The organism is Sodalis ligni (genome assembly GCF_016865525.2).
Taxonomy (GTDB): domain Bacteria; phylum Pseudomonadota; class Gammaproteobacteria; order Enterobacterales; family Enterobacteriaceae; genus Acerihabitans; species Acerihabitans ligni.
In genome coordinates this window covers 5,315,693-5,329,395 of the sequence record NZ_CP075169.1, presented here as the reverse complement: position 1 = coordinate 5,329,395, position 13,703 = coordinate 5,315,693, and the positions used below count along the sequence as shown (strand labels likewise).

Below are 13,703 nucleotides of genomic sequence, written 5' to 3'. Positions count from 1 at the left end.
CACAATGCCGTTTCCCGTCAGAGAAGGTAATTTCGGATACGGAGCGTTAAAGGCATTCAGCCCACCGTCGCCAGGGTGTTTATTGAATTGCCTCCTATCACCGGTTTTATACAGTTTATTGCTTCTCCACCAGATATTTCACCGTGGCTGCATACTGCTGAACGAAGATATCCATGTTGCTGGTATCCATGCCCTGCATATTCAGCTGGTATTTACCGTTAACGTACATCGCCGGCACGCCCTGGAGCTGAAAGTCAGCCACCGCTTTTTCTTGCTGGACGACCAGGGATTTCACTACAAAACTGTTCCACGCCCCGTCGTACTCTTCCGGCTTCACACCCGCGTCGATAAATACTTTTCGGATATCGGCCTTGTTCTGCACGGTCTGGGTTTTCTGGATCGCTTCAAACAGCGGGGATGATATTTTATCTTCTATGCCCAGCGCCATCGCCACCGCCCACGCCTGGGTCAGTTCTTTACCCAGCGGCTCAAGGAATTCAACGTGATACTTGGTTATCTTGGTGCCTGCCGGCAGTTTTTGCTTCACGTTGTCGGAAATATGAAACACCTGTTCGAACTGATAGCAGTGCGGGCAATTAAAAGAGAAAAATTCCAATACCTGCGGCTCACCGGCAACCGGCTTATCCAGGGTAATGTACTGTTTACCGTCGGTAAACTGCGCGGCAGATGCGCTAAAGGCCAGGATGATGCCCGCCAGCGATAGCCAAATCTTATTCATAATCAACTGCTTCCTTGATTTCACGGATTAACGCATTAACGTAAATTGTCATGGTGGTTCAGGCAGGGACCGGGAGCGGACCTGCTCTGTGCCCTCCGCATTTTGTGTGTCTGCATTTAAAGCCGCTACACCGTGCTGAATATTCTTGCAAGCGCCCTAATGCATTCAAGTTTTATAGTCTATAGAATTATGATCGTAATATAAAGATGCAAACCGATGCAGAAGCTGCATTATGTCGATTAGCCGGCAGCCGAACCCATACCTTCTGCTGGATCGCGATGTCTCCGGCACAAATCAAAATAGATGAGGACATCATGCTCCATTGTTATATTATGAACATAATTCTATGGTGGTGAAGCTTGATAAGCTGAGGGCGGTTCTATGCGTTACGCAAAATATCACAAAGAAGAAACGCACAGACATATTGTTAAGGTCGCGGCACGGCGTTTCCGTGAAGAAGGCATTGAAAAAGTCGGTGTTGCGGCATTGATGGGGCACGCAGGCTTGACCGTGGGAGGATTCTACAGCCACTTCACGTCCAAGGAGGAGTTGATCCGGGAAGCCGTTGGCAGTGCGGCGGACGAAACATTTTGCGGCATTTTCGGCGGCCCCGGAGGCAACGCAAAAGTCACGCTCGAGCTGATATTACGGCGTTATTTGAGCGTCGCACATCGGGATGCTCCGGGAGAAGGCTGCGTGGTGGCATCTTTGGCTTCGGAACTGAAGAATCGTCCGGAAGATACCCGGGCAATGATTGCCGGCAAAACCTTAGACTTCATCCGGCGCATGGCCGACTGCTTGCCTCAAGAGGCTGCCGCCCAGACACGAATGCGAGTCGCGGGAGCAATCTGGGCGGTGATGGCCGGTACTCTTCAGCTCTCTCGCATCGTTCCGGATAAGGCATTGTCAACGCAGCTGCTAAATGATGGCATAGCCAACGCATTGAGACTTGCCGCCGCAATGGAAAACCACCAGTAATACACAAGACGGTTTAACGCCCCTTTTGCCATTGCTTCACTATATGAAGCAATATCGCCGGTCATTTTATGACTCCTCTCACGCAACGCGCATGTGCGATAGCTTCCCGACCCCGCCGGCATACACTGCCGGATACGTAAGCAGAATTGCTCACCAAGCCTGCCGATAAATGACTGAACCTGTCCTTTATCGGCGCGCCGGAAATAACAGAGGCCTGCGCCGTCGCCTTATTATGGCGCCCGAACTTCGGCTTCTATAAATAAACCTGACATTTTACCGGGAATAATACCGTTCCACCGGCGCGATGGCCCCATGCCGAAAATCCGGTGGGAAAACATGTTGGCCGCCAATATCCCATGCCGGTTAAAGCGGTTTTTTTGAGGAATAATAATATGACAGCCCTACGGAAAACGACGGTGCTTTTTAGCTCAGCACTGTTAAGCATGATTGTCCTGCCCGGTTTGTCCCGGGCGGATATCACCCTGCTTAACCGAAACAATAACCTGCCTATGCTTAACGGACTGGAATTACAGTTCGGCGGTCTTATCCGGCCGCAATATCGCAATAAAATGGGCTCGGCCGACGATCACACTTATACCCAGCGGGGATATGACAGCGGCAGCTTTATTCATACTTCAGTGAATTATTACTTCAATGATGATATAAGCCTATTATGGTATTACGAAGTGGGCTTCGATATATTTAATGAACTTGGGGCCGGCAGCCATTACGATCATAATAAAGATACCACCTTCCGCCGTAAAAATTATATCGGCATCGCCAGCAAGCGTTACGGAACCTTGACCTTCGGCCAGCAAAACAGCGTTTTATACAGCGTCATCGGCGCCAAAACCGACGTTTGGGATAATGATATGCACGGTCAAGCGTCGAACAACGGCGTCAACGGCAATTATGATGGCTCCTATCGCGGTAAAAAGCTGCTCAAATATGTCAAGGACGCAGGACCGGCCACCCTGAGCGCCAGCTGGGACGCGCCGGTGGATGATTATTATGTCGAAAGCGACAATGTCCGTTACCAGCGCCAAACCGGAGGCGCCGGCGGTATCGATTACCATGTTGCCAAGGATTTGACGTTGAGCGCTGCCTACAGCTATACCCGGGCCAATATCATTAGCCGCGTTCCGGTGAGGGGCGGCGCAAATACGGCTGGTTATAATCAGGAAGTGACGGCTATCGGGGCGCAATGGAAACCGGGTAACTGGACTCTGGCGGCCACGGCCGGCTATTACCATGATTTTATCCCGCGGCATACGGCAAGAGTGCCGGCGGCCTATTTTGAAGGGCAGGCGCGGGGTTGGGAGTACATGGCGGCCTATCGGTGGCCGGTGGCCAGCCGGGTCATTACCGCCATCAAACCCTATTTAGCCGGCGACGGCATGCGCTGGGATCATTTCCAGACCAATCACACAGACCTGGGGATTGCCGCGGAACTGCCCCATGGTTTCCAAATCGATTACGAACGCACCTTCAGCAATACCTCCGATAACCAGCCGGACGAAAACTGGGTCCGTCTCTGGTATCGGTTTTGATAAAACAGTCTCAATTCATCGTGATAAATACTGATGCATTCAGAGGCCGCTTTTCCAGTTGCTTCACTATATGAAGCAATTTTAGCCGTGATTTTATGACTACTCTCACGCAACGCAGACGTGCGGTGGCTTCCCGGCCCCGCCTGCCTACACTGCTGGTTATTCGAACAACACGGCTATTCAGGCCTTCCGGTGTTCCTCTGGGTACCGTCGGCATGCGACGTTTCGATCAGGAGATAAAATGACAAATTCCATCACTCACCGGACGGCTCCTTACCCGGCTGAGTCAGTAAAAACAAAAAGACAGCGGACGTTTAAAATCATGATGTCGGCGGGCATCGGCCACTTTATCGAATGGTTCGATTTTGGCCTTTACGGCACCCTCGCGGCCATCATCGGCAGCAACTTCTTTGCCAGCAGCGACCCGACGGTGGCGCTGCTGAAATCCTTCGCCGTGTTCGGTTCCGGTTTTTTGATGCGCCCGCTGGGGGGATTTTTCTTTGGTTCCATGGGCGACCGGCTGGGACGCCGTAAGGTCTTGGTGACGGTGATTGTCATCACGTCCTTTTCCACCTTTGCGATGGGCATTCTTCCCACGTATCCGAACGTCGGGCTACTCGCCCCCGTGCTGCTGGTATTGATCCGGTTGGTGCAGGGATTCGCCGCGGGCGGCGAGAGTTCCGGCGTTATCACCTATCTTGCGGAAAGCGCGCAACCCCATCGCCGGGCCAGCCTGACCTGCTGGAGCGAAAACTTCAGTTTTATGGCGTTTGTCTGCGGTTCCGGACTGGTACTGGTCCTGACCCACCTGCTGGGGGAGCCGGCGATGAACGACTGGGGCTGGCGTATTCCTTTCCTGCTGGCCGCGCCGTTGGGGCTTGGCGGCCTCTATATGCGCCGCAATATGGAAGACTCCGCTGAATTCAATCTGCTGCAAAAAGCGGGAAAACTGGAACACTCACCGCTGCGCACCACGCTTACCACCTCCACCCGCGCACTGCTGTTCTGCGTGGGTTTCGTGGTGGTGAAGGCGGTGAGCAGCTGGGTATTGCAATCTTTTATGCCCAGCTACCTCTCCACCTATTTGCATTATTCCCATACCGATTCCTATCTGATCACCACCCTCGGTCTGCTCAGCGTCGCTATCGTAATGCCGCTGGCGGGCTATCTTTCCGACCGGTGGGGGCGCCGGCCGCTGATGCTTTTCGGGTGCGGCGGTTTTATTTTGCTGACCTACCCGGCGATGATGGTGATGGAACAGGGTTCGGTTGCCGTCTCCGTTGCCGCCATGAGCATGCTGGGCATGCTGGTGGCCCTGTTTAACGGCGGCTGCGGCGCGGCCATGGCGGAACTTTTCCCTACCTCATTGCGCTACGGCGGCATCGCCATAGCCTACAACATGACGGTGGCGGTCTTTGGCGGCGTCACGCCGCTTATCTCGGCGAGCCTGATTTCCGCCACCGGCAACCCGTTGTCTCCTGCGTTTTACGTCATGCTGACCGCGCTTATCTCGTTCGCCGCCGTGTGGATGGCCAAAGAGACCGCGGGCAAAAAACTGGATTAACCCGAAAAACCGGAGTGGATATGAAGATCGTCGACGTACAGTGTTTCCCGTTAAAAATCAAACCAAAGGAGATTTATCTCGGCGGAGATCCGGATGAAGGCGCCGAGGATTATTACTATCGTCCTGAATACCGCTGCGTCTATTCACGCAAAATGGAAACCTGCCTGGTGAAGATAACCTGCGATGACGGCCATGTGGGGTGGGGCGAAGCGCTGGCCCCGGTAGTGCCGCAGGTCGCCGCGCAGTTGATAACGCACCTGTTCAAACCGCTGCTGCTCGGCGCCAGTCCGTTTAGCGGCAATGTGCTGAACGCACGGATGTATAACTCGATGCGCGACCGCGGGCATACCGCCGGCTACCACATTGATGCGCTGGCGGCGGTGGATATCGCGCTGTGGGATCTTAAGGGGCATATTCTGGGGCAGCCTGTGCACCAGTTGCTGGGGGGCGCCTTTCGCGAGCAGGTTCCCTGTTATGTTTCCGGTCTGCCGCGCCCCACCGTCGAAGCCCGCTGCGAGCTGGCGCGGGAATGGCAGGGGAAAAACTTTAACGCGGTAAAACTGGCGCTCGGCTACGGCGTCGCCAAGGACCTGGATAATGTCCGCGCCATCCGGGAAGCGCTGGGGCCGCAGGCCGCCATTTTTATCGACGCGCACTGGAACTACAGCGTTCACGAGGCGGCAAGGCTGGCGGAAGGCCTCAAAGCCTATGACGTCGGTTTTCTTGAAGCGCCGCTGCTGCCGGAGGACGTGGCGGGCCACCGGGAGCTGCGCCGGAAAAGCGCGGTGCCGGTGGCGCTTGGCGAAACGGAACGTACCCGCTATCAGTTCCGTCCCTATATCGAGCAGCGCGCTGTGGACATTCTGCAGCCGGATGTCGGGCGCACCGGCATTACCGAACTGATGCGCATCGCCTCCCTTGCCGAAACCTGGAACCTGCTGGTGGCGCCGCATCTGAGCGTTGGCCTGGGTCCCTGCATCGCCGCCTCCATTCACGCGGCGGCCGCGCTGCCCAACCTCTTTATGCTTGAGTTCCAGCCGCCGGTATTTGAGGTGGCCAACAGCCTGCTGCGCCAACCGCTGGTCTGCGCCGCTGGCCATTATGCGCTTCCCTCGGGGCCGGGTCTGGGTATTGAAATCAATGAAGAAAGCGTACGTGAAAATCACTGGAGTGACGCATGTTAAAAGGTAATGTTCCTATTTTGGCAACCGCTTTTGATAACCAGAGGGCTGTCGATCTTCCCGCCATCGGTAATCTTGTGCGGTTTTTACTTGAGCAGGGGATCGACGGTCTGGCGTTATTCGGCAATGCCTCGGAAGGCTACGCGCTGACGTGGCAGGAGAAAGAAGCGATTTTCATGAGCGTGAAGGCCATCACCGGCTCACTGCCGCTGGTGGTCGCCACCGGCGGCGCGGCGGCGCCGGTGGCAATAGAAGAGATTAAACGGGCGCAGGGGTGGGGGGCGGATGTGGCGATGATCAATCCGCCGTCGGTGGTCAAACCCGGTCCGGAAGAGATCTACCGCTTCTATTGCGACATCTGTCAACAGTGCGATATCGACATCATGATTCAGGACGCGCCGCAAATGACCGGCGTCAGCTTTCCGGTTCCCACGCTGGTGCGGCTGTGTGAGGATTTTCCGCAAATTCGCTACATCAAAGTCGAGCAGCCCCCCACCACGCTGAAAATCAGCCAGCTTAAGGCGGCGCTAGGGGACAGGGTCGGGCTTTTCGGCGGTCTCAATGCCGGCTTTTTATATGAGGAGCTCGCGCGGGGCGTTGCCGGCACCATGCCCGCCTGTGAATTTCCCGAGGTGATAAATGCCATTTTGCTGGCCTGGAAACATGACAAAGAGGCGGCGCGAGCGCTGTTTTACCGCTATTTACCCTTCCTGCGCTATGGCGTTCAACCAGGATTAGGCGTGGCGGTTCATAAAGAGATATTACATCGCTCCGGGCTTTTTGCCACCGCTATCGTGCGCTCCCCGGCCAAGGGGCTCGATGAAATCACGCGTCTGGAGCTTCAGGAGATTACCGACCATCTGCCGCTGGCGATTCTGGCGCGGGCGCAATGAACTACATTGCCGTCGACTGGGGAACCAGTAATTTTCGCGCCATGCGCGTCAAACAGGGCAGGGTGGCGCGCACCGTCCAGTCCGAAAAGGGCGTCGCCCGCTGCCCGCGCGCGCAGCTGGGGGAGGTGTTGCGCACGGAGCTGATGCGGCTGGGGGATGATTATAACGAGCGCTTGCCGGTGATCCTGTGCGGCATGATCGGCAGCAATATCGGCATCAAAGACGCCGGTTATCTCCCGCTGCCGGTCAGCTTTCACGATCTCCTCGCCCGTGGAATACCGTTGGAACACGTATTGCCCAATCCCGCTACCGTGCGCCCGGGCATCTGCAGCCGGGAGGAACATGAAATCTGCCGCGGCGAGGAGATGCAGCTGGCGGGCGCGCTAACGATTAGCGAAGCGCGGGTATTTGCCGCCGTGGGCACCCACAGCAAATGGATAACCGTTGATCCGGAACAGAAAAAAATCGTCGGCCTGCGCACGCTGATGACCGGCGAACTGTACCACCTGGTGCTGAATCATTCGGTGGTGGGCAAAGGACTCGGCGAGCAGACGTTTTGTGATGACATTTTCCAGCAGGGGGTGGAGACCGCCGTGGCCATCGAGCAGGGCGACAGCACGCTGCTGAGCGAACTGTTCCGTTGCCGGGGACGCTATATCCTTGGGGAATTCGACGCCGCCTTTGCCGCGGCCTGGCTTTCCGGCCTGCTGGTGGGGCATGAAGTCTTGACCGGCCACCCGCAGGACGAAAGCGTTTGCTTTATCGGCTCCGCTCTCCTCCTTGAGCGCTACCGGCGGACGTGCCGAATACTTCATCTTCCCTGCACCACCCTCGCGGCTGAAGAGGCGATTATTTACGGATTGAACGAGGTATTCGATGATGCTGTTTAATGGAAAAGTTATCGCCATTTTGCGGGGCATAAGCCCGGCTGACGCTATCGATCATGTCACCGGCCTGCTGGATAACGGCATCACCGATGTGGAAATCCCCGCCAATTCGCCGGACTGGGCGCAAAGTATCCGGGATATTAAACGGCACTTCGGGCTTCAGGTGAATCTGGGGGCGGGCACCATCGTCACCGCCGCGCTGGTGGAGGCCTGTGCGCAGGCCGGCGCTGATTATGTCCTCACGCCAAACCTTGACGAAAAAGTTGTCCTGGCCTGCGGGCGGCACGGACTGAAAACCTGTATTGGCGTTTACACCAGTACCGAGATTTTTGCCGCCGTCGCGCTTGGCGTCAATGCGCTGAAAATATTTCCGGCGGCGGCGCTGCCGGCGAATTGGCCGCAGCTTATCAAGGGGCCGCTTTCCCACGCCATACCGTTTTGCGCGGTGGGGGGCATTGATGAGAATAATATGGCGGACTATCTGCGTCATTACGATAGCGTGGGTATCGGGTCGGCGCTTTACCGGCCCAGCCAGCCGCCGTCGCTGACCCGCCGGCGCGCCGCGGCGCTGATGGGATGACATTGGGCGCTCCGCGCCTGAAATGTCAAACCGGCGGCGCTTATCCGCCGCTGATTTTATGCGCCGCCGAAACCAGGAATTTTTTCAGCGTTTCCAATTCCAGCCGTTCGCCGCTCAGGTTTGACAACGCTATCGCCGCCTGCATTCCCGGAATGGCGCAGGCCATACGGTACTCATGCGGCGGATAGCGCTTCACGATGACCTGATGGCGCCGGGCGCTGTCGATATCCTCTCTTATCAGATGAAAATCGTGTATGCCAATCAGGCTGACAATCTCTTCATCGCTGCGTCCGGCAAGAAGTTTAATGCCGATAATCGAATCGGTAACCGGGACTGAATCATAATTCCCTATGGCCCGTGCCACGCTTTTTCCCTGCCGGGTATGGATCAAATAGACGACATCCCGCCCGCTCAACACGCCGATGACAATGGAAACCGGCTTGTTGCCCACTTCCTCGAGTATCTCGAGAACGGCTTTGTAAAAGGCGGAATTATGAATGGCATGGGCAGAAAAACGGTGCACGCCAAGGCCGAGAGAGTATTTTCGCTTTTCATTGCGATGTACCATCTCCAGCGCCAGCAGCGTTTGCATGATGCGGGTAACTTTTGCCGAATCCAGCGATAATTGGCGGCCAATCTCACGGATACCCGTGGGTTCGCTCACGGTGGCCAGCAGGTTCATACAGCGAAACGCATCATATACCGAATGTAGTAGCATCTTACTCCCCGTCCTGGAACAGCCATGTGGTCCACACCGTTATTCTATAGCGGGGAGCGGTTGATTTCTCCCTATAAAGCGATTTGCAAGTCCCGTCGACGCCGGCGATCCGCATCACGACTGCCAGAACCCGGCTAGATGGACCATACGTTCCTCGTCACCCCACCGGGCATAGCTGTTGCCGCTCCCGTTGCGGGAACATGACTTCGCCTTCGTGCGGACATCCACGCCCTTCACCCTTGCAGCAGTTCCGTGACGGCGAAGCGCCACTGGCTTGAGCGAAGAAAGACGTGCGGAGTGGGCACCCTGATCAGTCCGAAAAGAATGCGCGCAGTTGGGCGTGCATCCAGGGGTAGAATTCCTCTGCTTTTGTGTTCAGCCTGGATTTCAGGTCGCGCGTCAAATCGTCGGCCAGCACCTCAAGCGCGCCTGTGGTGACGCCTTCATAGGCCTGGCTAACAACGCTGGCCGGGCTGCTTTTCGGGACATCGTAGCTGGCAGCCATCGGCGTGTCGATCATGCCGACCATGAGGCCCACGACCTGGGTTCCTTGTCCTTCCAGCTCAAACCTGAGTGCGTTGGTCGCCGACCAGAAAGCAGCCTTCGACGCCGCATAGGCAGTCGGCATGCTAATCCAGGCCGCAGAGGAGAGAATGTTCAGCAACGTTCCGCCGCCATTGGCGGCGAGGATGGGAGCAAACGCGTTCGCGACGCGCAACGAACCGAAGAAGTTGGTTTCGAATATACGGCGGAGCTCGTCTTCCGGGCCGGAAATGGAATCGGATGACGGCGCGATGGCCGCGTTGTTGATCAGCAGATCGACGTCAGGGGCCATCGCGACAGCGCGGATGACCGCTTCGGCGCTGGTAATATCGAGGGGCAGCTGCTGCACATTGGCATCGTTCCAACTTTTGGGCGTACGTGCCGCGGCATAGACCTTCCTGGCCCCGCGCTTGAGGGCCTGCGTTACGAACTCATGGCCAAGGCCGCCATTAGCGCCGGTCACGAGCACGGTCCGTCCGCTCAGAGACAATTCTAACTTGTCAGACAATGTGGTCATGTGTTCTACTCCGGAATTATGTGGGGATTGCCCCCATATATACGGGGAGTATCCCCACTTTGTCAAGGCGGGATTTAATGGCTACTCAACAACGGCCGATGCGCGCCGATGCCAGACGGAACCGCGACGCAATCTTGGCGGCGGCGCGTGAGATCTTCGAAACTGAAGGCGTGCTCGCCTCCCTCGACGCCATCGCTCTTCGCGCTGGGGTTGGGAACGCGACGCTCTATCGGAATTTTCCCACCAGGGAAGATCTTCTTGCGGCGGTGATGGAGGCAAGCATTGACAGTGCCCGGGCCGAAGCACAAGCGCTCGGCCGCGAGCGTTCGCCCCGCGATGCGCTTGCTGAATGGCTGGTGTGGCTGACGTGGCGGCTGCGGATCTGGCATGACCTGCCTCAATGTATCGCTACCGCTCGCGGTTCATCGGACGCGTCGATGAATCCGGCCATTTCCTCCCTCGTGGATCAAACAAATAACCTGCTTGGCCGGGCACGGGAAGCCGGTGCCGCCATTGATGCGGTTAATGGCAGCGAGGTTTTTGAATTGGTGACGGCATTGTCCTGGGCGGTAGACAGATTCGGCGACGATGAGCCCGCCGCGCGCAGGCGCGTGGAGATCGCGACAGCAGGGCTTTTCAAACCGCTCTCGAAAAGTCGCCCTTGAGTTTCTTATCCGGACTAACTGAGATATTTCACCGTTGCCGTGGGCGCCAGCCGGAGAATATCTCAAAGATCCGGTTTTTCCTGATAGTCATCGCGCACGTTGATAACCCTGCGAAGATGCGCCACATCCTTCAATACGTGATAAAGAATTTCACGTTCTCTCATATTTCACTATCTAGGGAGGCCCTATGCTCGATCATATCTTTTTATCAGTGCGCGACACAGACCGTTCGGTGGCGTTTTACACGGCGGCGCTGGCGCCGCTCGGTATCACAGCACGCGTGGACTATGACGGCAGAGATGGGCCCGCGGGACATCCTGACCTCAAAGGGTTTGGCGCCAACGGCCGGATTTTTTTCTGGCTGCGGCAGGGCGCGGCGGCGGGCGGCGCTGTACACGTAGGTTTCGTTGCCGATAGTACAGCCATGGTTGACGAGGCCTATGCCGCAGCGATAAGAGCGGGGGCCGCTGACAACGGCGTGCCTGGCGCGCGCCTTTATTATGATCCGCGTTATTATGCCGCCGGTGTTATCGACCCCGACGGCTATACCCTGGAATTCGTCTATAAAAGCTGGCAGCACAACCCATCATGAAAACATTACTGATATACGGCGCCACGGGTTATACCGGCGGCATGATCGCCAAACAGGCAAAAGCAGCCGGTCTCAAGGTTGCCATTGCCGGCAGAAATAAAAAAAGCCGGATGAGCTGGCAAAGACGCTTAACGTCAGCGCTGCCGTCTTTGAGTTACAAGACCGCGCTGTCCTCCATCAAAGCCTGGAGGGGATAAACGTGGCCGTCAACTGTGCCGGCCTGCTGGCAAGGTGCGATGGTATACTGATGACCAAAACAAACGCAAACACAGCCTATTTGGTTTGGTGAGGGGAGAGTAGAATGCGCGCCGCTTTCATTCGGCGCGCAATTTGCACTAAGTATCCCTGGGACGCGTGTTCTTAGCCACTGACAAACCTATATTCAAAGCTGGGGGTCGTCGCATTATGACTGGCGGTTTTGAATAATCTTAACCTGAACATAACCTCGAAAAACGTAGACACCGAACTATAAAGTTATTATGTGAGGGTCGCAAATCATACATAAAATCCGCATACGCAATTTCATTTTGAGAAAAATGTATAAGTTATGGTGAATTTGAACTAAAGCAAAAGGTTGCCAAATAATAATCAAGTGATATGTTAAATCCTGAATGAGCGCTTATACTTCAAAATATCATAATGACATAAGGTTATGAAATACTTTTGTTATTAGCCATAATTTTCATGAAAGTAAAATTTTATTATATTTCGATACTCTTTGTGAACGGTGGTTTAATGAGTAAGGCTATAGAATTTTATAAGTTATTTAAATACTCAATTTCTCTTTTGTTTTCATCTTCGCCATTATTGTCATTTTTATTCTTGCTGTTAGTCATATTTCAAGGGCTTATTCCAACTATAAGTGTCATGCTGGGAATACAATTAGGAAACTCAATAGGGCATAGTGATCAAATACATATATTTATGATTTCAATTGCCTGGGTTATGTCTTTTGTTATTCCTGGTATACTGGCTCCTATTGTAAGTACTTTGCAAAGTATCCTAAATCAAAAGGCGACTTTTTTGACTCAAAAAAAGATCATGTTGTCTGCCTCTAAATAGGTGTGCCAAATTGTAGATCACCGAAGGGAACTCAATCCGGTTTGAGCGATCTGATCAATCGCCAGAAAGAACTTTTCACCCAACCGGACGAGTTATGCCGATCATAGCATTTATACCCCGAAATGAACGACGCCAGATGCAAAAAGAGATACATAAAACGCGCGATAAAAATCACGCCCGGCGGCTGATGGCCATGCTTATGCTGCATCAGGGCGACTCAGTTACCGATGTCGCCCGTCGCCTTTGTGCCGCGCGCTCATCGGTAGGTCGATGGATCAACTGGTTTACTTTATTTGGTGTCGAGGGGTTAAAAAGTCTCCCGCCTGGACGCCAAAAGTGCTGGCCTGTTGAAGCTATAATGCGCATGCTAAACCTGCTGGTTCAACGTTCCCCGCAAGACTTTGGTTATCTTCGTTCACGCTGGAGTACTGAACTGTTATCTATTGAAATCAATAAGCTATTCAACTCTACGCTCCATCCTGCAACGCTGCGTAAATGGTTGCCGAAAGCCGGCCTGGTCTGGCGTAGGTCTGCCCCGACACTGCACATCAGGGATCCGCATAAAGAAGAAAAAATGGCTGCAATTGAAGAGGCGTTGACCAAGAACTGCGCGGACCACCTGGTCTTTTATGAGGATGAAGTGGACATTGATCTTAATCCAAAAATCGGCGCTGACTGGCAATGTAAAGGACACCAAAAGCGGATCCCGACACCGGGTAAAAACGAAAAACATTACCTGGCTGGGGCGTTACACGCGGGAACCGGGCGAGTAGATTATGTCAGTGCCATAGGCAAAAACTCGGATTTATTTATCCAGATGCTGGGCCACCTGAAAAGTACCTACCGCAGCGCGAAAACTATCACGCTAATCGTTGATAATTACGTCATTCATAAGAGCCAAAAAACGCTGGATTGGCTGGCTGAAAATCCAAAATTTATCATTATTTATCAACCTATTTACTCACCTTGGGTAAACCGGATAGAGTTATTATGGCTGGCGCTTCATGAAACGGTGACACGCAATCATCAATGCCGATACATGTGGCAATTATTAAGAAATGTGGCCCAGTTTATGAAAGCAGCATCCCCATTTCCTGGCAACGGACATGGACAAACAAAAGTGGAGCGTTAATAGGCACACCTATTTAGGATTAATGATCTCAAAATTATTGAAACACAAAAAACCCACAATGATTTCAAAACACTTTCAAGAGAGGCGTCAAACAAGCCACTA

The 13,703-nt window shown here is 54.4% G+C and carries 15 protein-coding genes; 12 read left to right on the top strand and 3 right to left on the bottom strand.

All coding sequences use genetic code 11. From position 1 onward, the window contains the following. Nucleotides 1-115: 115 nt before the first annotated feature. The gene (gene dsbA, locus GTU79_RS24955) at nt 116-739 is read right to left on the bottom strand and encodes a thiol:disulfide interchange protein DsbA (RefSeq protein WP_203521046.1); all 624 of its coding nucleotides are present in this window, start codon (nt 737-739) and stop codon (nt 116-118) included. Between the two features lie 381 nt (nt 740-1,120). On the opposite strand from dsbA, the gene GTU79_RS24950 reads away from it, so the two are divergent. The 7 genes from GTU79_RS24950 (at nt 1,121) to GTU79_RS24920 (ending at nt 8,372) form a co-directional block, all read left to right on the top strand. Further along, the gene (locus tag GTU79_RS24950; RefSeq protein ID WP_203521047.1) at nt 1,121-1,717 is read left to right on the top strand and encodes a TetR/AcrR family transcriptional regulator; all 597 of its coding nucleotides are present in this window, start codon (nt 1,121-1,123) and stop codon (nt 1,715-1,717) included. A gap of 392 nt (nt 1,718-2,109) precedes the next feature. Next, complete coding sequence (locus GTU79_RS24945; RefSeq protein ID WP_203521048.1) at nt 2,110-3,267, top strand: porin; 1,158 nt, start codon at nt 2,110-2,112, stop codon at nt 3,265-3,267. 241 nt (nt 3,268-3,508) lie between these two features. After that, nucleotides 3,509-4,831 carry an MFS transporter gene (locus GTU79_RS24940; RefSeq protein WP_420854126.1) on the top strand — a complete coding sequence of 441 codons (1,323 nt, stop codon included), beginning with the start codon at nt 3,509-3,511 and terminating at the stop codon, nt 4,829-4,831. A gap of 20 nt (nt 4,832-4,851) precedes the next feature. After that, nucleotides 4,852-6,015, top strand: coding sequence for a mandelate racemase/muconate lactonizing enzyme family protein (locus GTU79_RS24935; protein ID WP_203521049.1), 1,164 nt, complete (start codon nt 4,852-4,854; stop codon nt 6,013-6,015). After that, a complete protein-coding gene (locus tag GTU79_RS24930; protein WP_203521050.1) occupies nt 6,009-6,905 on the top strand; it encodes a dihydrodipicolinate synthase family protein in 897 nt (298 codons plus the stop codon). The genes GTU79_RS24935 and GTU79_RS24930 overlap by 7 nt, the downstream gene beginning before the upstream one ends. Next, entirely contained in the window at nt 6,902-7,795 is an 894-nt protein-coding gene (locus GTU79_RS24925; RefSeq protein ID WP_203521051.1) for a 2-dehydro-3-deoxygalactonokinase, read from the top strand. Before GTU79_RS24930 ends, GTU79_RS24925 begins: the two co-directional genes overlap by 4 nt. Further along, nucleotides 7,782-8,372 carry a bifunctional 4-hydroxy-2-oxoglutarate aldolase/2-dehydro-3-deoxy-phosphogluconate aldolase gene (locus tag GTU79_RS24920; RefSeq protein WP_253073422.1) on the top strand — a complete coding sequence of 197 codons (591 nt, stop codon included), beginning with the start codon at nt 7,782-7,784 and terminating at the stop codon, nt 8,370-8,372. The genes GTU79_RS24925 and GTU79_RS24920 overlap by 14 nt, the downstream gene beginning before the upstream one ends. 40 nt (nt 8,373-8,412) lie before the next feature. Here the strand turns inward: GTU79_RS24920 and GTU79_RS24915 are convergent, their stop codons facing one another. After that, complete coding sequence (locus GTU79_RS24915; RefSeq protein WP_203521052.1) at nt 8,413-9,090, bottom strand: IclR family transcriptional regulator; 678 nt, start codon at nt 9,088-9,090, stop codon at nt 8,413-8,415. A gap of 310 nt (nt 9,091-9,400) precedes the next feature. Beyond that, nucleotides 9,401-10,150 (bottom strand): SDR family oxidoreductase, encoded by a 750-nt coding sequence (locus GTU79_RS24910; RefSeq protein ID WP_203521053.1) that lies wholly within the window; start codon nt 10,148-10,150, stop codon nt 9,401-9,403. A gap of 77 nt (nt 10,151-10,227) precedes the next feature. Here GTU79_RS24910 and GTU79_RS24905 point away from each other — a divergent pair, with 77 nt between their 5' ends. The 5 genes from GTU79_RS24905 (at nt 10,228) to GTU79_RS24885 (ending at nt 13,601) form a co-directional block, all read left to right on the top strand. Beyond that, entirely contained in the window at nt 10,228-10,815 is a 588-nt protein-coding gene (locus GTU79_RS24905; protein ID WP_203521054.1) for a TetR/AcrR family transcriptional regulator, read from the top strand. Nucleotides 10,816-11,002: 187 nt separating this feature from the next. Beyond that, nucleotides 11,003-11,407, top strand: a complete 405-nt coding sequence (locus GTU79_RS24900; protein WP_203521055.1) for a VOC family protein — start codon at nt 11,003-11,005, stop codon at nt 11,405-11,407. Continuing rightward, the gene (locus GTU79_RS24895) at nt 11,404-11,604 is read left to right on the top strand and encodes a hypothetical protein (protein ID WP_203521056.1); all 201 of its coding nucleotides are present in this window, start codon (nt 11,404-11,406) and stop codon (nt 11,602-11,604) included. The genes GTU79_RS24900 and GTU79_RS24895 overlap by 4 nt, the downstream gene beginning before the upstream one ends. A 538-nt stretch (nt 11,605-12,142) precedes the next feature. After that, nucleotides 12,143-12,469, top strand: coding sequence for a hypothetical protein (locus GTU79_RS24890; protein ID WP_203521057.1), 327 nt, complete (start codon nt 12,143-12,145; stop codon nt 12,467-12,469). 94 nt (nt 12,470-12,563) lie between these two features. Next, nucleotides 12,564-13,601 carry an IS630 family transposase gene (locus GTU79_RS24885; protein ID WP_203523662.1) on the top strand — a complete coding sequence of 346 codons (1,038 nt, stop codon included), beginning with the start codon at nt 12,564-12,566 and terminating at the stop codon, nt 13,599-13,601. The last annotated feature ends 102 nt before the right edge of the window (nt 13,602-13,703 follow it).

Coding starts and splice junctions, on each gene's coding strand:
- dsbA (WP_203521046.1), bottom strand. CDS start 739: ATGAATAAGATTTGGCTATCGCTGGCGGGCATCATCCTGGCCTTTAGC.
- GTU79_RS24950 (WP_203521047.1), top strand. CDS start 1,121: ATGCGTTACGCAAAATATCACAAAGAAGAAACGCACAGACATATTGTT.
- GTU79_RS24945 (WP_203521048.1), top strand. CDS start 2,110: ATGACAGCCCTACGGAAAACGACGGTGCTTTTTAGCTCAGCACTGTTA.
- GTU79_RS24940 (WP_420854126.1), top strand. CDS start 3,509: ATGACAAATTCCATCACTCACCGGACGGCTCCTTACCCGGCTGAGTCA.
- GTU79_RS24935 (WP_203521049.1), top strand. CDS start 4,852: ATGAAGATCGTCGACGTACAGTGTTTCCCGTTAAAAATCAAACCAAAG.
- GTU79_RS24930 (WP_203521050.1), top strand. CDS start 6,009: ATGTTAAAAGGTAATGTTCCTATTTTGGCAACCGCTTTTGATAACCAG.
- GTU79_RS24925 (WP_203521051.1), top strand. CDS start 6,902: ATGAACTACATTGCCGTCGACTGGGGAACCAGTAATTTTCGCGCCATG.
- GTU79_RS24920 (WP_253073422.1), top strand. CDS start 7,782: ATGATGCTGTTTAATGGAAAAGTTATCGCCATTTTGCGGGGCATAAGC.
- GTU79_RS24915 (WP_203521052.1), bottom strand. CDS start 9,090: ATGCTACTACATTCGGTATATGATGCGTTTCGCTGTATGAACCTGCTG.
- GTU79_RS24910 (WP_203521053.1), bottom strand. CDS start 10,150: ATGACCACATTGTCTGACAAGTTAGAATTGTCTCTGAGCGGACGGACC.
- GTU79_RS24905 (WP_203521054.1), top strand. CDS start 10,228: ATGGCTACTCAACAACGGCCGATGCGCGCCGATGCCAGACGGAACCGC.
- GTU79_RS24900 (WP_203521055.1), top strand. CDS start 11,003: ATGCTCGATCATATCTTTTTATCAGTGCGCGACACAGACCGTTCGGTG.
- GTU79_RS24895 (WP_203521056.1), top strand. CDS start 11,404: ATGAAAACATTACTGATATACGGCGCCACGGGTTATACCGGCGGCATG.
- GTU79_RS24890 (WP_203521057.1), top strand. CDS start 12,143: ATGAGTAAGGCTATAGAATTTTATAAGTTATTTAAATACTCAATTTCT.
- GTU79_RS24885 (WP_203523662.1), top strand. CDS start 12,564: ATGCCGATCATAGCATTTATACCCCGAAATGAACGACGCCAGATGCAA.